Raw genomic sequence first — 25,516 nt, 5'->3', positions numbered from 1 at the left:
TCTCAATCCTGAACGATACCCGGAGATGTAGCACGGCAAGCCTATCAGCGCCCATTCCCCCATGCAAAAAGGGCGGCCCCGATGGGAGCCGCCCTTTTCGTTCACGTGCCTGAGCCCGGTAGGGATCAGGTGTCCAGGAAGCTGCGTAGCTTGCGCGAGCGGGACGGGTGCTTCAGCTTGCGCAGCGCCTTCGCCTCGATCTGGCGGATACGCTCGCGGGTCACGCTGAACTGCTGCCCCACCTCTTCCAGGGTGTGGTCGGTGTTCATGCCGATGCCGAAGCGCATGCGCAGCACACGCTCCTCACGCGGGGTCAGCGAGGCCAGGACGCGGGTGGTCGTCTCGCGCAGGTTCGCCTGGATGGCGGCGTCTAGCGGCAGGACGGCGTTCTTGTCCTCGATGAAGTCGCCCAAGTGGCTGTCCTCCTCGTCGCCGATCGGCGTCTCGAGGCTGATCGGCTCCTTGGCGATCTTCAGGACCTTGCGGACCTTTTCCAGCGGCATCATCAGCCGCTCGGCCAGTTCCTCCGGCGTCGGCTCGCGGCCGATCTCGTGCAGCATCTGGCGCGAGGTCCGCACCAGCTTGTTGATCGTCTCGATCATGTGCACGGGGATGCGGATGGTGCGGGCCTGGTCGGCGATGGACCGGGTGATGGCCTGGCGAATCCACCAGGTGGCGTAGGTCGAGAACTTGTAGCCGCGGCGGTATTCGAACTTATCAACGGCCTTCATCAGGCCGATGTTGCCTTCCTGGATGAGGTCCAGGAACTGCAGGCCGCGGTTGGTGTACTTCTTGGCGATGGAAATGACGAGGCGCAGGTTGGCCTCCACCATTTCCTTCTTCGCCCGGCTGGCTTCCTTCTCGCCCTTCTGCACCGTGGAGACGATGCGGCGGAATTCGCCGATGGGCAGGCGCACCCCTTCCGCGATCTCGTTGATGCCCTCGCGGACCTTCACGATCTCGCTGGCGCTGCGCTCGGCGAACTTGGCCCAGGCCTTGGAATTGCCCTTCACCCGGTCCAGCCAGTTGGGGTCCAGCTCGCTGCCGTAATAATGGTGCAGGAAGTCCTCGCGCTTGACCTTGCAGTCGGTCGCCAGGCGCAGCAGCTTGCCCTCGAAACCCATCAGGCGGCGGTTCATGCCGTACAGCTGTTCGACCAAGGCCTCGATGCGGCCGTTGTTCAGCCGGACGGAGTTGACCAGTTCGGTCAGCTCGGCCTTCAGCTTCTCGTACTTCTTGTCCTGGGCCTTGCCCAGATCCTCACCGCGCTGGATGGCGACCAGGCGCAGCTCCTGCATCTTGTGCAGTTTTTCGTAGGTCTCCTCGATGGTCTGGAAGGTTTCCAGCACCATCGGCTTCAGCTCGGCCTCCATGGCGGCGAGCGAAATGCCGCCCTCATCCTCGGCGCCCTCGCCAGGATCACCGCCCTCGGCCCCTTCCGGACGCTCGGCGCCAGGCTCGCCTTCGGCGCCCTCGCCGCCTTCGGCCGCCGCACCTTCCTCGCGCGGGGCCTCCTCGGCGCCCAGCACCGCCTCGGTCAGCTCACCCGACTCCGGATCCACGCCGTAGGTGGCGTCCAGGTCGATGATGTCGCGCAGCAGCATCTTCCCTTCATTCAGGGCCTCATGCCACTGGATGATGGCGCGGATGGTCAGGGGCGATTCGCAGATCGCGCCGATCATCATCTCGCGGCCGGCCTCGATGCGCTTGGCGATGGCGATTTCGCCCTCGCGCGACAGCAGCTCCACCGAGCCCATCTCGCGCAGGTACATGCGCACGGGGTCGTCGGTACGGCCGATGTCGTCGTCATCAAGATTGCCGGAGACGCGGCCTTCGCCGTCGCCGCCGCTTTCGCCACCGGCCTCGGCGTCCTGCTCCTCCGATTCGATGACGTTGATGCCCATTTCATTGAGCATGGCCATCGTGTCCTCGATCTGTTCAGACGAGGACTGGTCGGGGGGCACGGCGGCGTTCAGTTCGTCGATGGTGACGAACCCCCGCTCCTTGCCGCGCTGGATCATCTTCTTGAAGGCGAGGCCCATGCCGTCCATCAGCGGGCCGTCCAACTGTTCCTCACGCGCCTCGGAAACGTCCGCACTCTGCGCTGCTTTCGTGGCCATTCGCTCAATGTCCCCGACTAACTGAAATGCAAACCAACTGGAATGCCGGTTCAACCCTGACGCCGGCTTTCCTTGGGCGCCGGCCCATACCCTTACTCAACCCATACCCTTACTCACCATGGGGCGCCCGCGCTCTTGGGCACCCACCACTCGGATCAAACTGGCGGGGCCCGATAACCGGGCGCACGGCCGACCTGACACTTCTCGAATTACGAGGCACACCCGATACCCAAAGAAAGCGCTGGATCCCACCAAAAACAGGGGCAAGGACGAAAAAAAGGTGCCGCACCGGACGAAAACCCCGGCCACGCCACCCCGCCATCCGTTCCTAACCGTCCGTCCGTGCCGGACCCCTACAGCCTTTTCGCGTAATCGTCGCTCCCCAACGCGTCGTCACTCAAAACCAATTTCGGCCCCGCCCCGCCTTCGGGGGGAACCGCCCCGCCCGGTACGGGGCCGCCTCGGGCGTGGGCGTCAGACGCCTTCGCCCTCCGGATCCAGGGCGTGGCCCCGGCGTATCAACTCTTCCCGTTTAAGGGCCATCAGCCGGGCCAGGGTATCCTCGCTGGGATCCTCGGCCAGGCGCCGCTCCGCCTCACGCAACTCGGTCTGGAACACCAGTTCCTGGGAATTGAGCCAAACCTCCTGCCAGCCCGCGCGGGCGGAATCCAACGTCGCTTCCGGACGGGCATATGAGGGCAGGTCTGCCCCCAGCATCTCATCCAGCTCCTCAGCGAAGCCGCATGCTGACAAGTGGCGTCGTAAGCCGTCCGCGTCAAGTCCCGAATCGTGGAACAGCCGTTCGACCAGCGCCTGGCGCAGCCGCTCCAGCCCCTCGGTGGCGAAGCTGATCATGGCCAGGGTCTCGCCCAAGCTCTCGAACAGGGCCGGGTGGTTCAGCACCACGGCCAGCAGCAAACGCTCACGCCCGCGCACCGAGCCCATCTCCGCCCCGGCGCGGTAGCGCTTGTCCCACTGCCGCGCCACGGGGAAGGGCAAGGCCCCCGGCCGCTGTCCGCGCACGAAGGGCGTGCCGCCGCCCTGGAACGGCGGCCGCGCCGCGCGTCCCAGCTGGTACAGCCGGTCCTTGAAGGCGCGCTGATAGGCACCGCGCACCCGGGTGTCTGGTATGCGCTCCAGTTGCGCCTCCAGCGCCGCCTGCATGCCCGCCTGGGCATCGGGCTGGGCCAGGTCGCGCTCCGCCGCCTCCATGTCCCACAACACATCCGTCAGGGGCCGGGCGCGGTCGAGCACCGCCTGGAAAGCGGCGGCGCCGCCACCCCGGATCAGGCTGTCGGGGTCTTCCTTCTCCGGCATGAAGGCGACGCGGACGGAATGGTCGGGGACCAGCAGCGGCAGGATGCGCTCCACCGCGCGGAAGGCGGCGCGCCGGCCGGCGTTGTCGCCGTCGAAGCAGAGGATGGGGATGCGCTGGCCTTCCGGCGCCAGCTTCCACAGCACCTGGATCTGGGTTTCGGTCAGCGCCGTCCCCAGGGGCGCCACCGCCCCCTCGAACCCAGCCATGACGCTGGCGATGACGTCCATATAGCCTTCGGTGACGATCAACGGCTTGCCATCGGCCGCCGCCTGGCGCGCCCGGCTCATGCCGTAGAGGATGTCACCCTTGTGGAACAGCGGGTTCTCGGCCGAGTTGATGTATTTGGGCCCGTCGCCTTCCAGGATGCGGCCGCCGAAGGCCACCACCCGGCCGCGCCGGTCGGTGACGGGGAACAGGACGCGGTTGCGGAAGAAGGGAAAGGGGGCCCGGCCATCCTCCGGCCGCTTGAACAGCCCGGCCTCCACCATGTCGGCCTCGGTATAGCCGGCGGTGACCAATTCGGCGCGCAGGCCCGCGCCGTCGCTAGGCGCGTAGCCCAGGCGGAACCGGGCCATGGCCTCATCATCCAGCCCACGGCCGCGCAGATAGGCCAGGCCATGGCGCCCCACCGGCGCCCGCAACTGTCCCTCGAACCAGCGTGTGGCCCGCTCCACAAGGTCGTAGAGCGACTTTTCCCGTTCGAAGCGCTGGCGGTCCTGCGGGGTGGCCTTGGGCACCGTCAGGCCGGCGTCGGGCGCCAGCAGCTCCACCGCCTCCATGAAGGACAGGTTGTCCTGCCGCATGACGAAGCCGATGACGTCGCCGTGGGCGCCGCAGCCAAAGCAGTGGAAGAAGCCCTTCTGGTCGTTGACGTAGAAGCTGGGCGTCTTTTCGTTATGGAAGGGACAAGGCGCGCGGAATTCCCGCCCCGCCCGCTGCAGGCGCACGCGCCGCATCACCACGTCCGACAGGGTCAGCCGGTTCCGCAGCTCTTCCAGGAATTGGGGCGGCAGGGCCATGGGCGGTGGGCGATTCCAAAGACAGGATCAGGCACAACGAAAAGCGCCGGGAACGGGGCCGTCAGCGGCCCCGCCCCGACCGGGCATCAGGCGCCCAGCGCCGCCTTGACCAGCGGGCCGGCGCGGGAGAAGTCCATCTGGCCGGCGTACTTGGCCTTCAGCGCGGCCATGACCTTGCCCATGCCCTGGATGCCGGCGGCACCGGTCTCGGCCACGGCGTCGGCGATGGCGGCCTTCACCTCGTCCTCGGTCATCTGCTTGGGCAGGAAGGTCTCGATGACGGCGATCTCGCCCTCTTCCTGGAGCGCCAGTTCCTCACGGCCGCCCTGGCGGTACAGGGTGACGGATTCGCGGCGCTGCTTCACCATGCCCTGCAGCATGCTGGCGATCTCAGCATCGCTGATGCCCTCGGTGTTGCCGCCGGGGCGGGCGGCGATATCGCGGTCCTTCAGCGCGGCCAGGATCAGACGGACGGCGCCCAGCGTCCGCTGGTCCTTGGCCCGCATGGCGTCCTTCATGGCTTCGGTTAAACGCGCGCGCAGCATGGCGTCAGTATCCTCAAGGTTCGCGGCAACCGGCATCCGCCCCGGGCCACAAGTCCTTGGGGGGCCGTACCGGGGTGAAAGCCAATCAATGGGGAAGGACGAACCTTACCCGCCCAACCCCGGGAGCGCCAGCGCCCAGATGGCGGAGGGGCCCCCGCGCCGCGAGCATGGGGGCCATCGCTTGACCCGGCGGGCCGTGTTCTCTATGTGACAGAAGAATTTCCGACGACATTGGGCGGCCCGCGCGGCATGCCCGCGCTCAAGAGATCAAGGGGGCGGTTCCCTCCCCTCACTTAGGCGCGCGTCCACGGTCGGCCGGTCGAGATGAGAGGACGCCCGCCGGGGCCGCATCCCGGTGGCGCGTTCCGCAGCAGATGGAATGAAGCGATGACCGCCCCCACCCCCACCCGCCCCTCGCAGCCCTGCCCGTCGCAGCCTGAGGGCGCAACCGGCGTGTTGGTCCTGGCGGATGGCAGCGTCCTCTGGGGCAAGGGCATCGGCGCCGCCGGCCATTCGGTGGGGGAGGTGTGCTTCAACACCTCCATGACCGGCTACCAGGAAATCCTGACCGACCCGTCCTACGCCGGCCAGATCATCACCTTCACCTTCCCGCACATCGGCAACGTCGGCACCAACGATGAGGACATCGAGACGGTGACCCCCGCCGCGCGCGGCCTGATCCTGCGCGCCGACATCACCGAGCCGTCGAACTGGCGCGCCACCCGCGGCCTGGACGCCTGGCTGAAAAGCCACGGCCTGGTTGGCCTGGGCGGCCTGGACACCCGCGCCCTGACCCGCCGCATCCGCGATCTGGGCGCCCCCAACGGCGTCATCGCCCACGCCCCCGACGGCAAGTTCGACCTGGACGCCCTGGTGGCCCAGGCCAAAGCCTGGCCCGGCCTGGAGGGCATGGACCTGGCCAAGGACGTGACCTGCGGCCAGACCTTCACCTGGGACGAGAGCACCTGGACCATCGCCGGCGGCTATGGCCGGCAGACCGATCCCAAGCACCACGTGGTGGCCGTCGACTTCGGCGCCAAGCGCAACATCCTGCGCTGCCTGGCCAATGCCGGCTGCCGCGTGACGGTGGTGCCCGCCACCGCCACCGCCGAGGAGATCCTGGGCCACAAGCCCGATGGCGTCTTCCTGTCGAACGGCCCTGGCGATCCGGCCGCCACCGGCGCCTATGCCGTGCCCATGATCCAACAGATCGTGGCCAGCGGCGTGCCCCTGTTCGGCATCTGCCTGGGTCACCAGCTGCTGGCCCTGGCGCTGGGCGGCAAGACCACCAAGATGGAAAAGGGCCACCGCGGCGCCAACCATCCGGTGAAGGACCTGGCCACCGGCCGGGTGGAGATCACCAGCCAGAACCACGGCTTCGTCGTCCTGCCGGAAAGCCTGCCGGACACGGTGGAGGTCACCCATGTCTCGCTGTTCGACGGCAGCAACGAAGGCATCCGCCTGAAGGACAAGCCCGTGTTCTCCGTGCAGTACCACCCGGAAGCGAGCCCCGGACCGGAGGACAGCCACTATCTGTTCGACCGGTTCGTCGAGAACATCGCCGCCCGGTGACCGGACGCCCGTTAGCCCGGGCAAGTATTCGTTAAGCAAAATGGCGGCGTGGGAGTACCCCCACGCCGCCCCGGTTCCCAGGGTGTGGCCTGCCTACGGACACCCCGAACCCAGGCCGTACCTCCTCTCGGGGACGGCGAGACCGACTCCCCCTCCCTTTGCTCTGACCAGCCCCCCTCGTAAAAACCGCCGAATTCTGTTACAGAATTCGATTACGGCTGGTGTTGAGGGCAATAATGGGCGTGTTCGACTTCCTGAAAAAGGACGTGATGGAAAAGGTCAAGGTGCCCGCGCTGGCCGCCAGCGTCGTCATCGACTCCAAAACCTATGCCATCAACAACATGGCGGCGGGCAGTTTTACCGCCACGGGGGCCGCCGGGCTGGGCCAGGGTGCCACCTTCAAAATGAAGGTCGCGTTCAAGGACAGTAAGGAAAACATCGCCTTCGTCTGCGACGGGCAGGTGGCCGCCATCATCGGCAAGGACGCCAAGATCAACTACGTCAACCTGGATGAGGCCCGGCGCCTGCGCGTGGCCGGCTTCCTGACGCGCTATCTGCGCTCCCGTGGCGGCTGAATATCGACTGATTTGAGTAAAATTTTAAATACTTCCATTTAATACCTCCTTCATCACTTGAATGCGCATACTCGCCGCCGCAGTCGAGCGGTGGTATTCTCAAGTGATGCGCCCCTATTCTCTCTTTTCCCCGGCATCCCTGGCCGTGGCCTCCTTGGCCGCGATGCTGGCGGTCCCCCTGCCGGCCGGTGCGCGGACAGCCAGCTCAGCAGCGCCCCATGACGGGCTGAAGCTGGCGCAGCCCCAACCGGACCATCTGGGCGCCGGTCCCTATGACCCCAGCCCGACACCCGCGGTGGCCCTGCCCTTGCCGCCGCGCTACACCATGCCGCGCATCGTCTACGCCTTCGCCCAACCGGCGACCAAGATGATGGTCCTGTCGCGGGCGCTGTCGGACGCCTGCCGCCGCGGCCGCTTCATCCAGCGCGTCGATATGCTGTACCGCGCCTTCGGGCCCAAGGAGACGCCGCTGGGCGTGGCCTACGGCACCTGGGCCATCAACCTGGTGGATCCCGACCGCAAGCGGGAGGTGGGCATGGTCTATTTCTTCGACAAGCAGGACACCGCCCGCTGCGCCGTCTACACAGCCCGGCAGGACGTGCTGATGCCCTGGTACTACGGGCCGGGCGGCGGCTATGGCAAGGACCCGGCCGCCAGCGCGCGTGGTCCAAACGCGGCGTCCCCGACGCCGGTGTCAGCCACGACGCCGCAAGCCCCGTGAACCCTGGGCTTTCCCGGGATCAAGCCCTGGTTTCGCGCCCGGGGTTGCGGTAGGCGCACCCCCCCACCCCATATGCAGCGCTTCCCCCCGGGGCGCCCCCCCTTTATATAAGCGGCTCAGCCGAACAATCCCCCGCGCCACCATTCCAGGGCGGGGGATTGTTTTGTGTGGCCGGAGTCTGGAGCCCTCCCCTCTGGGATGGGCCGGACGGTCCGGGCGGTAGAATTCAAAAAATGGCGGCTGACCCTCATGCCTAAACGCACCGACATCAAGTCCATCTGCATCATCGGCGCCGGCCCGATCATCATCGGCCAGGCCTGCGAGTTCGACTATTCCGGTGTGCAGGCGTGCAAGGCGCTGAAGGAAGAGGGCTACCGGGTCGTCCTGGTGAACTCCAACCCCGCCACCATCATGACCGACCCGGGCCTGGCCGACGCCACCTACGTCGAGCCCATCACCCCGGCCATCGTCGCCAAGATCCTGGAAAAGGAGCGTCCCGACGCCCTGCTGCCCACCATGGGCGGCCAGACGGCGCTGAACACCGCGCTGAAGCTGTTCCATGACGGCACGCTGGAGCGGCTCGGGGTGAAGCTGATCGGCGCCAAGGCCGACGTCATCGAAAAGGCGGAAGACCGCCTGCTGTTCCGCGACGCCATGGACAAGATCGGGCTGGAAAGCCCCAAGTCGCGCATGGTGAAGTCCGAGGCCGAGGCGCAGGAAGCCCTGGCCTTCGTCGGCCTGCCCGCCATCATCCGCCCCAGCTTCACCCTGGCCGGCACCGGCGGCGGCATCGCCTACAACAAGGCGGAGTTCGAGGACATCGTGCGCGGCGGCCTGCGGGCCAGCCCGGTGCACGAGGTGCTGGTCGAGGAATCGGTCCTGGGCTGGAAGGAGTATGAGATGGAGGTCGTGCGCGATTGCCGCGACAACTGCATCATCATCTGCTCCATCGAGAATATCGACCCCATGGGCATCCACACCGGTGACAGCGTCACCGTGGCGCCCGCGCTGACGCTGACCGACAAGGAATACCAGCTGATGCGCAACGCCTCGATCGCCGTGCTGCGCGAGATCGGGGTGGACACCGGCGGGTCCAACGTCCAGTTCGCCGTGAACCCGGAGGATGGCCGCGTCGTCGTCATCGAGATGAACCCGCGCGTCAGCCGTTCTTCCGCGCTGGCCTCCAAGGCCACCGGCTTCCCCATCGCGAAGATCGCCGCCAAGCTGGCCGTGGGCTACACCCTGGATGAGCTGGACAACGACATCACCGGGTCCACGCCGGCCAGCTTTGAGCCGACGATCGACTATGTCGTCACCAAGATGCCGCGCTTCGCGTTCGAGAAGTTCCCCGGCGCCGATGCCCTGCTGACCACCTCCATGAAGTCGGTGGGCGAGGCCATGTCCATCGGCCGCAGCTTCGCCGAGTCGGTGCAGAAGGCCCTGCGGTCCATGGAAACCGGCCTGACCGGCTTTGACGAGGTCGACCTGACCGGCGGCACCGGCGTGGTCGACCCGCTGAAGATCCGGGCGGCGTTGTCCAAGCCGACCCACGACCGCATCCTGGTCATCGCCCAGGCCTTCCGCCACGGCCTGACGGTGGAGGAGATCCACGCCGCCTGCCGTGTCGACCCGTGGTTCCTGCGCCAGATCGAAGAGATCATCCGCACCGAGGCGGGCGTGAAGGCCAGCGGCCTCGCCGCCCTGACCGCGCGTGACTTCGCCAAGCTGAAGGCCCAGGGCTTCTCCGACGCTCGCCTGGCCACCCTGACCGGCAGCACCGAGGCGACCGTCGCGGCCGCCCGCCGCGGCTTCAAGGTGCGTCCGGTGTTCAAGCGCATCGACACCTGCGCCGCCGAATTCGCCAGCAAGACGCCCTACATGTACTCCACGTACGAGGGGGACGGCAGCGCGCCCGGCGACTGCGAGTCGGAGCCGACGGACAAGAAGAAGGTCGTGATCCTGGGGGGCGGCCCCAACCGCATCGGCCAGGGTATCGAGTTCGACTATTGCTGTGTCCACGCCGTCTACGCCCTGCGCGAAGCCGGTTATGAGACCATCATGGTCAACTGCAACCCCGAGACCGTGTCCACCGACTATGACACCGCCGACCGCCTGTACTTCGAGCCGCTGACGGCCGAGGACGTGATCGAGCTGGTGCGGACAGAGCAGGCCAACGGCGAGGTGCTGGGCGTCATCGTCCAGCTGGGCGGCCAGACGCCGCTGAAGCTGGCCCGTGACCTGGAAGAGGCCGGCATTCCCATCCTGGGCACCAGCCCCGACGCCATCGACCTGGCCGAGGACCGTGAGCGCTTCCAGCAGCTGCTGCACAAGCTGAACCTGCGCCAGCCGGCCAACGGCCTGGCCCGCTCGCTGGAAGAGGCGGAGAAGGTGGCCGACACCATCGGCTTCCCCGTCGTCATCCGCCCGTCCTACGTGCTGGGCGGCCGCGCCATGGAGATCGTGCACGACGGGGCGGGCCTGAAGCGCTACATGGGCAACGCCGTGAAGGTGTCGGGCAAGAACCCGGTGCTGATCGACAGCTACCTGCAGGACGCCATCGAGGTGGACGTGGACGCCGTCTGCGACGGGACCCAGGTCTACGTCGCCGGCGTGATGGAGCATATCGAGGAAGCCGGCATCCATTCCGGCGACAGCGCCTGCGCCCTGCCCCCCTACACCCTGCCCAAGGCGGTGGTGGAGGAGTTGGAGCGCCAGACGGAGGCGCTGGCCCACGGCCTGAACGTGGTCGGCCTGATGAACATCCAGTTCGCCATCAAGGCGAACCCCGACGGCGACGGCCCGGCCGGCCAGGACATCTACATCCTGGAGGTCAACCCGCGCGCCTCCCGCACGGTGCCCTTCGTCGCCAAGGCCACCGGCACGCCCATCGCCAAGATCGCCGCCCGCGTCATGGCCGGTGAAAAATTGAACGATTTCAAGCTGGGCGGCGCCTTCCCGCCGCACACGGCAGTGAAGGAAGCGGTGTTCCCCTTCAACCGCTTCCCCGGCGTCGACATCCTGCTGGGGCCGGAAATGCGCTCCACGGGTGAGGTCATGGGCCTGGATCCCAATTTCGCCATGGCCTTCGCCAAGGCGCAGCTGGGTGCCGGCGTCACCCTGCCCACGACGGGCACGGTGTTCATTTCGGTGCGGGAACGAGACAAGCCGGCCCTGGTGCCGGTGGCCAGCCGCCTGGTCGACATGGGCTTCAAGATCGTCGCCACCTGCGGCACCGCCAAGGTGCTGTCGGCGGCCGGCATCCCCGTGGCCCAGATCAACAAGGTGCTGGAAGGCCAGCCGCACATCGTCGACGCCATGATCGACGGCGCCGTGCAGCTGGTATTCAACACAACGGAAGGCGCGCAAGCGGTGTCCGACAGCTTCAGCTTGCGCCGCACGGCTCTCGTCAATAACATTCCCTACTACACGACGGTCGCGGGCGCCCGCGCCGCCGTGGACGCCATCTCGGCGCTGCGCACAGGCAGCCTTGAGGTTGCGCCGCTTCAGTCCTATCTGAGCGGGACTTACTAACCTGCGGGTGATCGATCGACCTGGGGATGACGGCCGACCGGCCGCCATCCCGGGATCAAGATCACCCTCGGGAGGGTTTCTCGTTGTCGCGATGCGGCCCTTCGGGGCTCGCCCCAGGGCAACACCCCTGGGTTCTGAGTAACGGAATATCGAAGGCTATGGAAAAAATCCCGATGACGGCTGCGGGCTACACCCGCCTCCAGGAAGAACTGAAGCATCTGAAGATCACCGAGCGGCCAGCCGTGATCAAGGCCATCGCCGAAGCGCGCGAGCACGGCGACTTGTCCGAAAACGCGGAATACCACGCCGCCCGTGAACGCCAGAGCTTCATCGAAGGCCGTGTCATGGAGTTGGAGGACAAGATCAGCCGCGCCGAGGTGATCGACGTCAGCAAGCTGTCCGGCAACGCCGTGAAGTTCGGTGCCACCATCCGCCTGGCGGATGAGGACACCGACGAGGAGACGACCTATCAGATCGTCGGCCAGGATGAGAGCGACATCAAAAACGGCATGCTGTCCATCTCCAGCCCGCTGGCCCGCGCGCTGATTGGCAAGCATGTCGGCGACAATGTCGAAGTCACGACGCCCGGCGGCTCCAAAAGCTACGAGATCGTGGAAATCGCCTTCCGCTAAGGCGGCGGTTTCCGAACGGCCTTGAAAAGAAAGGCCCCCGCTGGTGATCCGGCGGGGGCCTTTCTTTTAACGTGCGCTGTCTGGCGGCGACGGGAACGGGGTTACTCCTCGTCCTCCTCGTCGTCCAGCACCTCCGGCCCGACATCGACATCGATGGGAACGCCGGGGGTGTACTTGGACTGGCGGATGGCCAGGGCCGACTTCACGTGGCTGACGTTGGGGGCAGCCGTCAGCTTGGTGGTCAGGAAGCGCTGATAGCTGTCCCAGTCCGCCGCCACGATCTTGAGCAGGAAGTCGGTTTCGCCGGCCAGCATGCTGCATTCCCGAACCTCGGGCCAGCTGTTGACCATGCCTTCGAACTTCTTCAGATCCGCTTCCGCCTGGGAGGAAAGGCCCACCTGCGCGAACACCGTGACCCCGAAGCCCAAGGCCTCGGGGTTGATGTCGGCATGGTAGCCCCGGATGTAGCCCGCCTCTTCCAGCGCGCGGACACGCCGCAGGCAGGGGGGCGCGGAGATGCCGGCCCGCCGGGCAAGTTCCACGTTGGTCATCCGGCCGTCCGCCTGCAAGTCGCGCAGGATACGCCGATCAATTCGGTCGAGTTTGACCCGCCGCATGGTATTTTCTTGTGCTCCCGGGAGGGGTGGGTTGGAAAGGATATTACATAGATTGCCGATCGCCCCCAGGCAAGCAAGGTTGTTGCGAGCGAAACGATCCCATCCTTCTGCGACGCCGGTTACACTGCCGCCATGAACACCCAGCCCCCCATCGCGGCATCGGCCGCAGCCCCCCCCACCCGCCCCGCAACCCCGCCCTCCTGCTGGGTTTTAACCGACGGCAAGGCCGGGATGGAGAACCAGTGCCTGGGCCTGGCGGAGGCCGTGGGCGCGACACCCCTGGCCAAACGCATACATCTGAAGTCACCCTGGCGCCAACTCAGCCCCTACTTGCCGCTGAGCCTCGACCACGGCCTCACACCCGACTCCGACGCGCTGTCCCCGCCCTGGCCGGATCTGCTGATCACTTCGGGGCGGCACGCGGTGGGGGCAGCCCTCGCCATCCGGCGCCGAAGCGGCGGACGCACCTTTTGCGTCCACATCCAGAATCCGGGCGTGCCCTTTTCCCGCTTCGACCTGGTGGTCATGCCGGCGCACGACCGCAAGGCCGGACCCAATGTGATGGAAAGCCTGGGCGCCCTCCACCGGGTGACCCCCCAGCGGCTGGCGGCGGAGGCGGCACGCTTCGCGCCGGGTTTGGAGCATCTGCCCCGGCCGCGGGTGGCGGTCCTGGTGGGCGGGTCCAACGGCGTCTACCAGCTGACCCCGGCCCTGACCGGGCAACTGGCCGACCGGCTGGCGGCCCTGGCCCGACAGGGCATCGGACTGATGGTGACGCCATCGCGGCGCACAGGCGCGGAGAACGAGGCGGTGTTGCGCCAGCGTCTTGCGGGCCTGCCGGCTATGGTCTGGGACGGCGCCGGCGCCAACCCTTATTTCGGCTACTTGGGCCTGGCCGACGCGGTGCTGTGCACCGGCGACAGCGTTTCCATGGTGTCGGAGGCGGCCAGCACCGGCAAACCCGTCTACGTCATCGGCCTGGAAGGCGGCTCGGAAAAGTTCGACCGCTTCCACCAGCTGATGGTGGCGCGCGGCGTCACCCGCCCCTTCACCGGTGTGGTGGAGAGCTGGACACCGACGCCGCTGGACGACACATCCCGCGTGGCGGCCGAAGTGCTGCGGCGCATGGCCGCCCGGCGCTGAGGCAGGCGACGGGGTGGGGCACGGCCACCTGTGCTATGGTGGGCCGGTCTGTTGCCGCGGTGGGCCCATCGGCCGCCCGGGGCATTGACCCCGATGCGCCGACGCCCCATCTGGGGTGAGGTATTTGCGAGCCAGTCGCAGAGAGAACGATTCTAAAGTAAGACCCACTCCGGTTCTCCTCCGCGTCAGTCCCTAGCGGAAGGGAACCAGCCCAGAAGAAGCAGGACCATGATCGGCACCTCCTCCTCGTCCGCGCCCGTCCCCGGCGCCTCCCCCACCGGCGTCCATCCGGCGACGGACCCGGGCCGCGCCATCGACCTGGACGCCTTCCGCGCCAAGCCGCTGTCCTTCGACCCCTTCGCCCATGTCATCATCCCCGGCTTCGTGCGGGCGGAAGCGCGCGCGGCCATCCACCGCGACTTCCCCGAGATCGAACTGCCCGGCAGCTTCCCGGCGCGCGAACTGAGCTACGGCCCCGCCTTCGCGGCACTGCTGGAGGAGATCCAGGGCCCAGCCATGACGGCGGCGTTCGAGGAGAAGTTCGGCGTCGACCTGTCCGACCACCCCACCATGGTGACGGTGCGCGGCCGGGCCAAGGCCCAGGACGGCCAGATCCATGTCGACAGCAAGACCAAGATCATCACCGTCCTGATCTACATGAACCCGGCCTGGGAAAGTGCGGAGGGCCGCCTGCGCCTGCTGCGCGGCCCCGACAGCCTGGACGATGCCGTGGCCGAGGTTCCGCCCGAGGAGGGCACCCTGCTGGCCTTCCTGAACGGCCCCACCGCGTGGCACGGCCACACCAGCTTCGTCGGCCAACGCCGCGCCATCCAGCTGAACTGGGTGCGCGACGAGGGGGTGGTGAAGCGGGAACAGTTCCGCCACGCCCTCTCCGCCAAGGTGAAGCGCCTGAACCCCTTCCGCTGAGCTTGGTCGCCGCGGGTCGCCGAGTTCGCCTGTGAAAACGGCGGCCCTGCCCGTATAACGCCCTGATGCATGCCCGCCGGCCCCCGCGTGATGGGGCCGGCGACTCCCTATCGTTTGGACCCGCCCATGCCCCTCAAGATCGAAACCTTCAGCAACGTCACCGGCGGCAGCAGCTACTTCAAGGCCATCGGCCACCCGCTGGCGGCGGAGCCGGCGCGGGCGCTGCTGGCCGATCTCCGCGGGGCGGGGCGCGTCGCCGTCTACGACCCGCTGAACATGCTGGAGCCGTTCGACGAGATCCACCATCTGACGGGTGTCGACGTGGCGGGCGTCTATGCCCAGAACGTGGACAAGATCGGACAGCCGCTTCTGGGCCACCCGGCCCAGCCGGTGACGGCGCTGGCCGGCACGGATATCGATGCCGTGTTCATCGCCGCCTTTGACGCCGAACGCCTGGTGGCTCACATCCAGCATCTGATTCCGGCCGGCGTCAAAGTCTACTCCCTGGACCCGCTGAAGCTACCGGCCGACCTGCTGACCAATCCGGCGACATACCTGGCGCCGTTGAACTTCGCCACCAACTACGCCTTCTTCCGCGACGCGGACGGGCATCACACCCGCGTGGTCACCGCCAACTACTGGTCCAGCTATGGCGCGGAAGATCCCTATCTCTGGCTGTGCCTGTTCGGCGAGGACGGCCAGGTGCTGGCGCGCTGGACCCAGGACCTGCCCGGCGCCGACGGCACCGTGGTCATCGACAGCGCCCATGTGCGCCGGAAGTTCGATCTGCCTGCTTTCACCGGCCAGCTGTTCATCCACGTGGTGGGTGCGGCCGGCCACGACGTGGTGAAGTACGCGCTGGACACCTACGGCGACACGGCCGACACCCTGTCCTGCACCCATGACGCCAACGCCTGGCCCTCCGACTTCTACGCCGGTCTGCCGGCGCCGCGTGGCGATGAACGCGTGATCCTGTGGGTGCAGAACAGCCACCCCTGCCCCATCCCGGCCGGGGCCGTGGCCCTGAACCTGATGGGACATGAGGCCTCGGTGGCCCTGGCGCAGGAGGTGGCCCCCTATGCCACCTACGCCCTGGACGTGGCCAGCCTGCTACCCGACGCCCGCTGGCCCCAGCAAATCGAGATCCGCGCCGGCAAGCACTTCGTCCGCCCCCGGTATGAGGTCATCCGCACCACGGCCGGCGTCACCCGCCACCGCATCGCCCACCCCAACGTCGAGCGGGTGGACCTGAAGCCGGACCCCAAGCTGGCCAGCCTGACCAATCTGATGGGCAAGGGCTTCATCCTGCCGGCCCCCATCTTCCCGGCCAGCCGCTTCCGCACCCTGGCCCTGCCCACCCCCATGGGCACAACCCAGACGCACCTGCCGCTGACCGCCATCGTCTATGACGCCGACGGCACGGAGGTGGCGCGCCGCGACCTGGGCCGCCTGCCCCGCGACCATGAGACGGCGTTCGAGGCTTCGGACCTCCTGGAGGGCAAGCATCTTCCCTCCGGCTACGGGCATCTGGAGCTGGTCTATGACTTCGCCGCCGGCGAAAACGATGCCGATGGCTGGCTGCACGCCTTGTTCCGGTACGAGGACGGCGTCAGCGGCCACGCGGCGGAGACCAGCTTCGGCGCCCACATGTTCAACACCGTGCTGACCTACCGGAACGAGCCGCAGTCCTATTCCGGCCGGGCGCCGGGCCTGTCCACCCGCCTGTTCCTGCGTACCGGCATGGCGGCCGACGTGGACACGCTCTGCCACCTGATCTATCCGGCCAGCACGCCGTGGAAGACGCGGTCCGACACCGCCCTGATCCTGACCACCAAGGATGGCGACGAGATCGCCCGCCGCACGGTCAACATCGCCTGCTCTGGCAGCTTCCACTTCCGCGTGGGCCAGACCTTCACCGGCGCCGAGATCAAGGAGGCGGGCCGCGACGCCTACGTCCTCATCCGCGACACCACCTGTCGCCTGTTCGGCTATCACGGCCTGATCCGCGAGGGGGCGGGCGGCGCCTTCGCCCTGGATCATATGTTCGGGTTCTAGCGGTGGGCATCCCCTTGTCCGTGAGGGACGTCACGCGCGAAGGCGGTTCCGCCGTCGCGCGATCTGCCCTAGTATCCTGAGTATCCTGAGACCAAGCGGATACCAGGCTTGAGCAGCGGAGTGCATGACGATGCCCGCCATCGACTACAGCAACCTGACGCCGGCCGAGAAGCTGGCCCTGATTGGTGAGATTTGGGACAGCATCGAGGCTGATGCCGTCCCCCTCACGCGGGCCCAGGCCGCCGAAATCGAACGGCGCCTTGAAACGCTGGACGAAGATATCAAGCATGGCATCGATGCCGATGCCCTGGAGGCAGAGCTTGACCGTCGCTTTCCGTGATGCGGGTCATTCTCTCCCCACAGGCGCGGGCTGAGTATATCGAAGCGATCGAATGGTACAGGCATCAGGCGCCCGGCCTGGATAAGCGGCTCCGGGCAGCTTTCACCGTGGCGCGAACGCGGATCGCCGCCAACCCACTACAGTTTCCATCCGTGATCGGCGGTACACGACGTGCCCTGCTGCAGGACTTTCCTTATCTGGTCATCTACCGGGTCACGGGTGGGGCGGTTCAGGTGATCGCCTTTTTCCACACGAGCCGCAATCCGCGCCAATGGCAGCGCCGGATATGACATCAACCGAGAGAACGCCGGCGCGTCGCCACACCGGCCTTCTTCATCAGCGCGGCTTGTCACTCCGCGCTGGCGCTCCGCTTCGGCAGGCTGCCCACGGCGTCCAGCACCTGGGCTTCCGTCAGGATCTGCGGCCACACGTCGGGTTCCGCCTGGCCGGGGCGGTAGAATAGATAGAGCGGCACGCCGCTGCGGCCGTGGGCCTGCAGCACGCGGGTGATCTCCGCATCCCGGTTGGTCCAGTCCCCCTTCAGCAGGGCGACGTCGCGGCTCTTCAACGCCTGGTGCACCGTGTCGCTGGACAGGGCCACGCGCTCGTTCACCAGGCAGGTGATGCACCAGGCGGCGGTGAAGTCCACCAGCACAGGCCGGCCGTCGGCCCGCAGCTTGTCCAAGGTGGCGGGGGAGAAGGTCTCGAAACCGTCGGCGCCCGAAACCTTGGTGGCGCCCCCCGGGGCCGCGGCGGCATCGCCACCACCGTCATGGGCCGCCACCGCCGTGACCGCCAGCACCAGGGCCACCAGGGCGCCCAGGGCGCCGCCGCGCCGGCGCCAGCCGTCGGCATAGTGGGTCACGCCATAAAGCCAGGCGGCGAAGCCCACCAGCACCACGCCGATCAGGATGTTGGCCATGCCGATGGCCCCCACCTGCACCGCGAATACCCAGACCAGCCAGGCGGCCGAGCCGTAGAGCGGAAAGGCCAGCACCTGCTTCAGCCGTTCCATCCACGCGCCCGGCCGGGGCATGTGGCGCAACAGCCAGGGGGAGGAGGCCAATGCCAGGAAGGGCAAGGCCATGCCAAAGCCCAGGGCCAGGAAGACGGCCAGGGCGACATACCAGGGCTGGAGCAGGGCATAGCCCACGGCGGCCCCCATGAAGGGCGCCGTGCAGGGGGTGGCGACGACGGAGGCCAGCACCCCAGTGAAGAAGGAAGCGGCATAGCCGTCGCCCTGCGTCAGCTCCTGCCCCGCGCCCATGAAGCGGTCGCCGACGGTGAAGACGCCGGACATGCTGAGCCCCAGCAACAGCATGACATAGGCCAGCACCGCCACCACCAGGGGCGACTGCAGCTGGAAGCCCCAGCCGATCTCCTGCCCGCCGGCCCGCAACGCCATCAGCACGGCAGCGATGGTGGCGAAGCAGGCCAGGACGCCGGCGGTATAGACCAGGCCGTGCACGCGGGCGTGGGCGCCCTGGTGGCGCACCAGGGCCATGGCCTTCATCGACAGGACGGGGAAGACGCAGGGCATCAGGTTGAGGACCATGCCACCCAGGCAGGCGAACAGCACCGCCTGCCACAGGGGCAGGACCGCGGCCGCGGAGCCGGCGGCGGCACCGCCGCTGGCCGCCGGGGTCCCGGCGCCATCCGCGATGGCGATGGCCAGCGCCTGGGTGGTGGGCCTGCCGTCCACCAGTTCCGTCACCTCCAGGATGCCGTTGACGGGACCGGGCTTGGCGCGGCCCGTGGGCTTCAGGGTCAGCACCAGCCCGTCCTTGGTGAAGGACACCGGCTGGGGGGCGCCGGCCTCCACCAGGTCCGGATTCTCGGCGAAGAAGTAGGCATCCTTCACCTGGTCCGCCGTCAGGCCGGGGGCGGCCAGGCGCAGGGTGATGACGGTCTTGCCGCCGCTGACGCTGGCGGCATAGGGGCTGGGTACCGGCAAGGCCGCCCGCGCCTCGGCGAACAGGGGCGCCACGGCGGCATCGGGCGCGGCCGAGGACGCGACCGGCACATCCAGGGTCAGGGTGGCGTCTTCCGGGACGCAGACGTCGGCGCAGATCAGCCAGTTGGCGGCGGCGGTCAGGGTGACGGTGCCGCCGGGCCGGGCATCGGCGGGCACGTCCAGCCGCACCAGGACGCGGGTGGCCTTCTCATAGCCGTAATTGACCAAAGGACCGGTGGTGAAGCGGTGCGGGGCGGGGAAATCCAACGGCCCGGCCTTCCAGCCCGGCGGCAAGGTCCAGGTGACCTCCGTCGGCAGGCCCGAGTCGCCGGGGTTGATCCAGTAAGTGTGCCAGCCGTCCTGCAGCTTCTGGTCCAGCGCCACCCACAGCGGCTGGCCGGGCACGGCGGCCCCCTCGGCCACCAACTGGCTGAGGGTATGTTCGGTCTGAACCGGTGCCGCACGCGCGCCCGTGATGCCGGCGACCACCAGGGCCGCCGCCAGTCCCGCCACCGCCCAAGTCCTGAAACCGCCCATCACCGCCGCCGTCCCGCCGTTCGTCCGCAAACCTATCTCCCTGATGTAGTGCATCCCGGGCGCGGTCGCCATGGGGGAATGGCCGCAGCCTCGCGCCCATCCTGCCATGCGTTCCGTCGGGGTCGGGCCGGTCGATCTGTGACGTCCGGCGTTGAGCCCGGGGCCACTTGCCGCTATCGTCCGGCGTCTTCGTGAATTTCCACGCCTGTCCCACCATATCTTGAGGGCGGCGAGGGCCCAGCCCCCATCAAGGGCCCCCTCCCCGGCCAGGAACAGTCCCCCATGACCACGCATCGCACCAAGGTCCTGATCATCGGCGGCGGCCCCGCCGGCTACACCGCCGGCATCTACGCCGCCCGCGCCAACCTCCAGCCCATCCTGGTCCAGGGCATGCAGCCGGGCGGCCAGCTGATGATCACCACGGAGGTGGAGAACTACCCGGGCTTCGCCCAGGCGGTACAGGGCCCCGACCTGATGGAGCAGATGCGCCAGCAGGCGGAGCATGTGGGGACCACCCTGGTCTACGACGTCATCACCTCGGTCGATTTCAGCCAGCGCCCCTTCGTCTGCAAGGCCGACAGCGGCGACGAGTTCGTGGCCGACACCGTCATCATCGCCACCGGCGCCCAGGCCCGCTGGCTGGGCGTCGCCGGTGAGCAGGAATTCCAGGGCGCCGGCGTGTCGGCCTGCGCCACCTGCGACGGCTTCTTCTTCCGGGGCAAGGAGGTGGCGGTCATCGGCGGCGGCAACACCGCGCTGGAAGAGGCGCTGTACCTGACCCACCACGCCGCCAAGGTGACGCTGGTCCACCGCCGTGACGCCTTCCGCGGCGAGAAGATCCTGCACGACCGCGTCTTCGCCAACCCGAAGATCGAGGTGGTGTGGAACCACAAAGTGGACCGGGTGCTGGGCACGGGCGGGGCGGCCGACGGCGGTTTCGACATGAACAATCCCAAGCAGGTCACCGGCCTGGCGCTGACGGACACCGTTACCGGCGAGGGCCGCGAACTGGCCGTGGACGGCGTGTTCGTCGCCATCGGCCATGACCCGGCCACGGCCATCTTCAAGGGCCATGTCGAGATGGACGCGGAGGGGTACGTCGTCACCGCCCCGGACAGCACCCGCACCAACGTGCCGGGCGTGTTCGCCGCCGGCGACGTGAAGGACAAAGTCTTCCGCCAGGCCGTCACCGCCGCCGGCATGGGCTGCATGGCGGCGCTGGAGGCCGAACGCTTCCTGGGCGGCCACTGACCGGCCCCTGAAGATCCTGGCGAGTCACGGGGGAGGAGCGCCCCATCCCTGGGATGGGACGCCCCGCTTCGCGCCATTTCGGGCCAATTCGCGGCTGGACGGGCGGATTTGGCGCCGGGGCGTTGCCAAAACGGCACGCTGCGGCGCTAAAATGCCTTATCAGTCTATGGCCTAACCGTGTGGACACCCACAATCGGTAGCGTCCCGGACAAGCTGGGTATATATTCTTTGCATGGCGGCCCGCTTGAGGCCGTCATTTCCAGACGGTCCCACACCGGGATCGCAACGTCTTTGACGCATAAGGACCGGGAATGGACTGGGACAAGCTTCGCGTTTTCCACGCGGTGGCGGAGGCCGGCAGCTTCACGCACGCTGGCGAGACCCTGAACCTCAGCCAATCAGCCGTCAGCCGGCAGATCAGCGCGCTGGAGGAAAGCCTCCATGTGCCGCTGTTTCATCGCCATGCCCGCGGCCTGATCCTCACCGAACAGGGTGAACTGCTGTACCGCACCGCCCGCGAGGTGTTCGCCAAGCTGTCGATGACAGAGGCGATGCTCTCGGAAAGCAAGGAACACCCGAAGGGCCCCCTCAAGGTGACGACCACCGTCGCCTTCGGTTCCACGTGGCTGACCCCGCGCATCCGGGAATTCCTGTCGATTTACCCCGACGTGCAGCTGACCCTGCTGCTGGACGACAATGAGCTGGACCTGTCCATGCGTGAGGCGGACATCGCCATCCGCATGGTGCCGCCGCGCCAGCCCGATCTGATCCAGCGGCACCTGATGACGGTGCGCACCCACCTCTACGGTCATCGCACCTATCTGGAAAAGCGGGGCACGCCGGAAACGGTGGAGGATCTGCAGAAGCACGACCTCATCGCCTATCCGTCGGACGCCAAGGCGCCCGTGCCCAACATCAACTGGCTGCTGGCCCTGGGCGACCCGCCCGGCGGCGAGCGCGACACCATCTTCCGCGTCAACAGCCTGTACGCCCTGTACAAGGCGGTGGACAGCGGGCTGGGCATCGCCGCCATCCCCGACTACATCATTTCCGAGAGCAACCCCGACCTGGTCCGCATCCTGCCGGACGTGACGGGCCCCCGCATCGACGCCTACTTCGTCTATGCCGAGGAACTGCGCCATTCCAAGCGCATCGCCGTTTTCCGCGACTTCCTGGTGAAGAAGGTTGCGGAAACATTCCCAGCGACGCATGCGCCGGGCGCATAGCTGAGGCGGCTAATCACCCCTTTAAACGGGGCATCAAAAGATTAAATATTAGGCCATCGGATGTTGCGTTGCAGCATCCGATGTTTCCCCCCGGATGCCCGTCCGGGGGTGGGCCTTCGGGCCCAACGTCTCCCAGACGTGAAGCCTCCCTGTTCAACTCGCCGGTAAGTCTTCGACTTACCGGCAGTTTTTTTACGTGGTGGTTTTGATTGCCCCTTGGGGCACCCCCAGGAATGTCGCCAAGCGCGCCTCTGGGCACTCTGGTTTTATTTGCCTGATACAATCTGGCCGTCGCGCATTCCATACCGGGATGAGGATGGGTTGTTGCCGTTTTCGCGTCCGCTTCGGGCACTAAGAAAAGCCCGTATGACTTGGGGACGCTCCTGAGAACATACGGATGGAGACGAGAATGACTGGTCCTGCTGCCTGGGGTGCGAGCGCAGTCGCGCGTTTTCCTTTGCAAATTCAGAATTCAAACCTGCGCCTGCTGCATGACTATTGGGACATTGTGCGCGGCGACCGCGCCTTTCCCGCCAGTTCGGAAGTGGAAGTGGTGGATCTGCCGGTTTCCCCCGGCAGCGTGATGCTGGTGAACGTAGCCCCCAACCAGATGGCCTACACCCTGCACTGGGTGGGTACGGACTACGTGCTGTGGTTCCGCCGCGAGTCCACCGGCCTGCAGCTGGAAGAGTTGCCCCCCACCCCCAACACCGTGCCCTTCGCGGAAATGCTGCGCCGCTGTGCCGACAATGGCCTGCCCCAGGCGCGCACCCTACCCGCCATCCCCTTCCTGAACGTCCCCGCCGCCGATCTCCTGGTGCTGCCCCTGGGCGGTGTCGACGGCAAGGTCAGCCGCCTGCTGGTCGGCTGCGCCTTCGACCGCAAGCGCCGCGGCCTGCAGGTCATCGGCTGATTTTTTGGGCCGCGGATGGTAGCGCTACCGTCCGAAGAAATCCTTCAGCCGCATCACGGCGCCATCCAGGATGGCGTCCTGCTTGGAGAAGCAGAAGCGGATGAGATGCTTGGGCGCCCCTTCCTCATAAAAGGCGCTGACCGGGATGGCGGCGACACCCGCCTCCGTCGTGAGGCGCCGGCAGAAGGCGGCATCATCCTCCCCCTCCCGCAGGCCGCGCACGCCGCTGATGTCCGCCACCACGAAATAGGTCCCTTCCGACGGCAGGACGGTCAGGCCGGCCGACGCCAGCCCCGCCGACAGCCGGTCGCGCTTGGCCTCCAGCGCGGCCGCCAGCAGCCCGAAATAGGCGTCGTCCTTGGCCAGGCCGTAGGCCACCGCCGCCTGCAGGTTGGGCGGGGTGGTGAAGGTCAGATACTGGTGCGCCTTGGCCACGGGCTGCAGCAGGGCGGGTGCGGCGGTGACGTAGCCGACCTTCCAGCCGGTCAGGGAGAAGGTCTTGCCGGCGGACCCGATGCGCAACGTGCGCTCCCGCATGCCCGGCAGCGCCATCAACGGCACATGACGGCGGCCGTCGAACACCAGGTGCTCATAGACCTCGTCACAGACCGCCAGGCAGTCGTGGGCGACGATCTGCTGGGCCAGCAAGTTCAGCTCCGCCGACGACCAGACCTTGGCGGCCGGATTCAGGGGATTGTTCAGCACCACCAGCTTGGTGCGGGGGCTGAAGGCGGCGGCCAGTTCAGCCGGATCCACGGTCCAGCCGGGCGGGCGCAGGGGCACGAAGCGGGGGATGCCGCCGGCGCGCCGGATGATGGGGACATAGCTGTCGTAAAGCGGCTGGAACAGCACCACCTCGTCCCCGGGCTCGATCAGGCCGAACAGGCAGGCGGCCAGCGCCTCGGTGGCGCCGGAGGTCACCATCACCTCCCGCTCCCAGTCCACGGACAGCCCGTAGAAGCGCGCCGCGTGGGCCGCCACGGCCTGGCGCAGGGCCGGCAGGCCCATCATTGGGGGATACTGGTTGTTGCCCTCCAGCAAGGCGCGGGCGGCGACCTGCAGCACGTCCTCCGCCCCACGGTCGTCGGGAAAGCCCTGCCCCAAATTGATGGCGTTGTGCTCGCCCGCCAGCCGCGACATGGCCTCGAAAATGGTGGTCCCGTATCCCGACAGGACGGTGTTACCCGATCGCACGCTTTTGCTCCCCCCAAGCCGGCGCCGGCCGCGTCAGTCCGGCCGGGTGATGCGCCATGCTGGGGGCAAGGTCAACTTCCACGCAACTGATTTGGGCTCGCGAGGCAGGGACCGACGGCGATTCAGGACGCGTGGGCGACGATCCAGCGGGCGATGGCCGGCCAATGGTCCTTCAGGGTCCTCGCCCCCATGAACAAGCCCACATGGCCGCCGGGCACCGTCTCCGCCACCAGGGCGTCCTTGGGCGTGCCGATGTATTTGGCCGCGTCCAGCACCTGTTCCGGGGTGGTGATATCGTCGCTGGCGCCGGCCAGCAAATAGGTGGGGCACCGGATGTCGTGCAGGTTGAGCTGCCGGCCCAACGCCACGAAGCTGCCCTTGGCCAGCCGATTCTCCTTGAAGATCTGGTGGATGGCCTGCAGGTACCAGCGGCCGGGCAGATCGATCGGATTCTCGTACCAGCTTTCGAACACCTCCTCCTTGGCCAGATAGGCCGGGTCGTCGAGATGTTCGTACAGATCCACATGCTCCTGGAAATAGTGCTGCTTGGGATTCATGTTCTTCCACCCCCGCAGCATCAGCTTCCCCTTCATCAGGCCGCCGCCCGCCTCCACCAGCTTCTCGTAAAATCCTTCCGGGGCCTCCTGCACCATGTGCTTCAACGGGCCATCACCGGCGAAGGTGTCAATGGGGGCGCCGGCCAGGACCAGACTATTCACCTTGTCAGGGAAGCGCGCCGCCACCATGGCCGATGTCCAGCCGCCCTGGCACAGGCCCACCAGATTGACCCGGCCGCCCAGATCGTCAATCGCCACCACCAGGTCGGCCAGGTAGTTGTCGATTTCCAGATCCTTCATGTCCGGCGTCGCCGACTTCCAGTCGGTCAGCGCCACATGGGGCAGACCGTTGGCCAGCAGGGTTCCCACCAGGCTTTGGCTTTTCTGGTAGTCGGCGATCATGGCCGTGTGCCCGGCGAAGGGGGCGTTGACCAGGGTGGGAATGCCCGCCCCGGGCGCGCCATAGTCACGGAGGGTCATGGTGCGCAAGGGAAGGCGCACCTGGTTGGGCGTGGCCAGCACGGGCGCCAGCCCACCGTGCAGCTTGAGTTCCTCCGCGACGAACTTGAGGTTCCGGCTGTAAAGCGCCGCTTCCTCACCGACGAGGGAGGCGTACATCTGAAGGGGCCAGAACGCCGGGATACTGAAGAGGGGCGGTTGCCGGGCCGCGCCGGTTTCCTGAGCCATGGATCTGTTCCTTTTTCCGCCATCGCCACCGGTTCGGCGGCGCGCACTGCCAATGGGCAGGGATGCTGGCCCCGTGGGCGGG

At 67.3% G+C, this 25,516-nt stretch carries 20 protein-coding genes; 13 read left to right on the top strand and 7 right to left on the bottom strand.

Going from position 1 to position 25,516, the window contains the following annotated elements; translation table 11 throughout:
* Positions 1–125: 125 nt before the first annotated feature.
* The 3 genes from rpoD to FHS74_RS01410 all read right to left on the bottom strand — a co-directional run bounded on the left by rpoD (position 126) and on the right by FHS74_RS01410 (position 5,002).
* The gene (gene rpoD, locus FHS74_RS01420; protein WP_184796760.1) at positions 126–2,120 is read right to left on the bottom strand and encodes an RNA polymerase sigma factor RpoD; all 1,995 of its coding nucleotides are present in this window, start codon (positions 2,118–2,120) and stop codon (positions 126–128) included.
* A 474-nt stretch (positions 2,121–2,594) separates the two neighbouring features.
* The gene (gene dnaG / locus FHS74_RS01415; protein ID WP_184796758.1) at positions 2,595–4,457 is read right to left on the bottom strand and encodes a DNA primase; all 1,863 of its coding nucleotides are present in this window, start codon (positions 4,455–4,457) and stop codon (positions 2,595–2,597) included.
* An 86-nt stretch (positions 4,458–4,543) separates the two neighbouring features.
* Positions 4,544–5,002 (bottom strand): GatB/YqeY domain-containing protein, encoded by a 459-nt coding sequence (locus FHS74_RS01410; RefSeq protein ID WP_184796756.1) that lies wholly within the window; start codon positions 5,000–5,002, stop codon positions 4,544–4,546.
* Between the two features lie 387 nt (positions 5,003–5,389).
* On the opposite strand from FHS74_RS01410, the gene carA reads away from it, so the two are divergent.
* From carA to greA, 5 genes are all read left to right on the top strand, one after another.
* On the top strand, positions 5,390–6,574 hold the full coding sequence (gene carA, locus FHS74_RS01405; protein ID WP_184796754.1) for a glutamine-hydrolyzing carbamoyl-phosphate synthase small subunit: 1,185 nt from the start codon (positions 5,390–5,392) through the stop codon (positions 6,572–6,574).
* 236 nt (positions 6,575–6,810) lie between these two features.
* Entirely contained in the window at positions 6,811–7,149 is a 339-nt protein-coding gene (locus FHS74_RS01400; RefSeq protein WP_184796752.1) for a hypothetical protein, read from the top strand.
* A 106-nt stretch (positions 7,150–7,255) separates the two neighbouring features.
* Positions 7,256–7,870 (top strand): hypothetical protein, encoded by a 615-nt coding sequence (locus tag FHS74_RS01395; protein WP_184796750.1) that lies wholly within the window; start codon positions 7,256–7,258, stop codon positions 7,868–7,870.
* Between the two features lie 249 nt (positions 7,871–8,119).
* Positions 8,120–11,401, top strand: coding sequence for a carbamoyl-phosphate synthase large subunit (gene carB / locus FHS74_RS01390; RefSeq protein WP_184796748.1), 3,282 nt, complete (start codon positions 8,120–8,122; stop codon positions 11,399–11,401).
* Positions 11,402–11,559: 158 nt separating this feature from the next.
* Positions 11,560–12,033, top strand: a complete 474-nt coding sequence (greA, locus tag FHS74_RS01385) for a transcription elongation factor GreA (RefSeq protein ID WP_184796746.1) — start codon at positions 11,560–11,562, stop codon at positions 12,031–12,033.
* A 101-nt stretch (positions 12,034–12,134) separates the two neighbouring features.
* Here greA and FHS74_RS01380 read toward each other — a convergent pair whose 3' ends face one another.
* A complete protein-coding gene (locus FHS74_RS01380) occupies positions 12,135–12,650 on the bottom strand; it encodes an Lrp/AsnC family transcriptional regulator (RefSeq protein ID WP_184796744.1) in 516 nt (171 codons plus the stop codon).
* A gap of 132 nt (positions 12,651–12,782) precedes the next feature.
* Here FHS74_RS01380 and FHS74_RS01375 point away from each other — a divergent pair, with 132 nt between their 5' ends.
* The 5 genes from FHS74_RS01375 (at position 12,783) to FHS74_RS01355 (ending at position 17,405) form a co-directional block, all read left to right on the top strand.
* The gene (locus FHS74_RS01375; protein ID WP_211106029.1) at positions 12,783–13,793 is read left to right on the top strand and encodes a mitochondrial fission ELM1 family protein; all 1,011 of its coding nucleotides are present in this window, start codon (positions 12,783–12,785) and stop codon (positions 13,791–13,793) included.
* A gap of 228 nt (positions 13,794–14,021) precedes the next feature.
* A complete protein-coding gene (locus tag FHS74_RS01370) occupies positions 14,022–14,720 on the top strand; it encodes a 2OG-Fe(II) oxygenase family protein (protein ID WP_184796742.1) in 699 nt (232 codons plus the stop codon).
* 126 nt (positions 14,721–14,846) lie between these two features.
* The gene (locus FHS74_RS01365) at positions 14,847–16,775 is read left to right on the top strand and encodes a hypothetical protein (protein ID WP_184796740.1); all 1,929 of its coding nucleotides are present in this window, start codon (positions 14,847–14,849) and stop codon (positions 16,773–16,775) included.
* A gap of 130 nt (positions 16,776–16,905) precedes the next feature.
* Positions 16,906–17,115 (top strand): addiction module protein, encoded by a 210-nt coding sequence (locus tag FHS74_RS01360; RefSeq protein WP_211106028.1) that lies wholly within the window; start codon positions 16,906–16,908, stop codon positions 17,113–17,115.
* Positions 17,115–17,405 carry a type II toxin-antitoxin system RelE/ParE family toxin gene (locus FHS74_RS01355; protein ID WP_184797283.1) on the top strand — a complete coding sequence of 97 codons (291 nt, stop codon included), beginning with the start codon at positions 17,115–17,117 and terminating at the stop codon, positions 17,403–17,405. Before FHS74_RS01360 ends, FHS74_RS01355 begins: the two co-directional genes overlap by 1 nt.
* 59 nt (positions 17,406–17,464) lie before the next feature.
* On the opposite strand, the gene FHS74_RS01350 is transcribed toward FHS74_RS01355, so the two are convergent.
* Positions 17,465–19,636, bottom strand: a complete 2,172-nt coding sequence (locus FHS74_RS01350) for a protein-disulfide reductase DsbD family protein (protein WP_211106027.1) — start codon at positions 19,634–19,636, stop codon at positions 17,465–17,467.
* A 252-nt stretch (positions 19,637–19,888) separates the two neighbouring features.
* On the opposite strand from FHS74_RS01350, the gene trxB reads away from it, so the two are divergent.
* From trxB to FHS74_RS01335, 3 genes are all read left to right on the top strand, one after another.
* Positions 19,889–20,857, top strand: coding sequence for a thioredoxin-disulfide reductase (gene trxB, locus FHS74_RS01345; protein ID WP_184796736.1), 969 nt, complete (start codon positions 19,889–19,891; stop codon positions 20,855–20,857).
* Positions 20,858–21,168: 311 nt separating this feature from the next.
* Positions 21,169–22,083 (top strand): LysR family transcriptional regulator, encoded by a 915-nt coding sequence (locus FHS74_RS01340; RefSeq protein WP_184796734.1) that lies wholly within the window; start codon positions 21,169–21,171, stop codon positions 22,081–22,083.
* Between the two features lie 409 nt (positions 22,084–22,492).
* Positions 22,493–22,996 carry a PAS domain-containing protein gene (locus tag FHS74_RS01335; protein WP_184796732.1) on the top strand — a complete coding sequence of 168 codons (504 nt, stop codon included), beginning with the start codon at positions 22,493–22,495 and terminating at the stop codon, positions 22,994–22,996.
* A gap of 24 nt (positions 22,997–23,020) precedes the next feature.
* On the opposite strand, the gene FHS74_RS01330 is transcribed toward FHS74_RS01335, so the two are convergent.
* Both FHS74_RS01330 and FHS74_RS01325 read right to left on the bottom strand, forming a co-directional pair.
* Positions 23,021–24,190: an aminotransferase gene (locus FHS74_RS01330; protein ID WP_184796730.1), complete on the bottom strand. Its 1,170-nt coding sequence runs from the start codon at positions 24,188–24,190 to the stop codon at positions 23,021–23,023.
* A gap of 122 nt (positions 24,191–24,312) precedes the next feature.
* Positions 24,313–25,434: an alpha/beta fold hydrolase gene (locus FHS74_RS01325; RefSeq protein WP_184796728.1), complete on the bottom strand. Its 1,122-nt coding sequence runs from the start codon at positions 25,432–25,434 to the stop codon at positions 24,313–24,315.
* Positions 25,435–25,516 lie beyond the last annotated feature (82 nt).

The sequence above is a fragment of the Nitrospirillum iridis genome (genome assembly GCF_014205765.1).
GTDB classification, from domain to species: domain Bacteria; phylum Pseudomonadota; class Alphaproteobacteria; order Azospirillales; family Azospirillaceae; genus Nitrospirillum; species Nitrospirillum iridis.
This window is presented reverse-complemented; position numbering and strand designations above follow the sequence as displayed.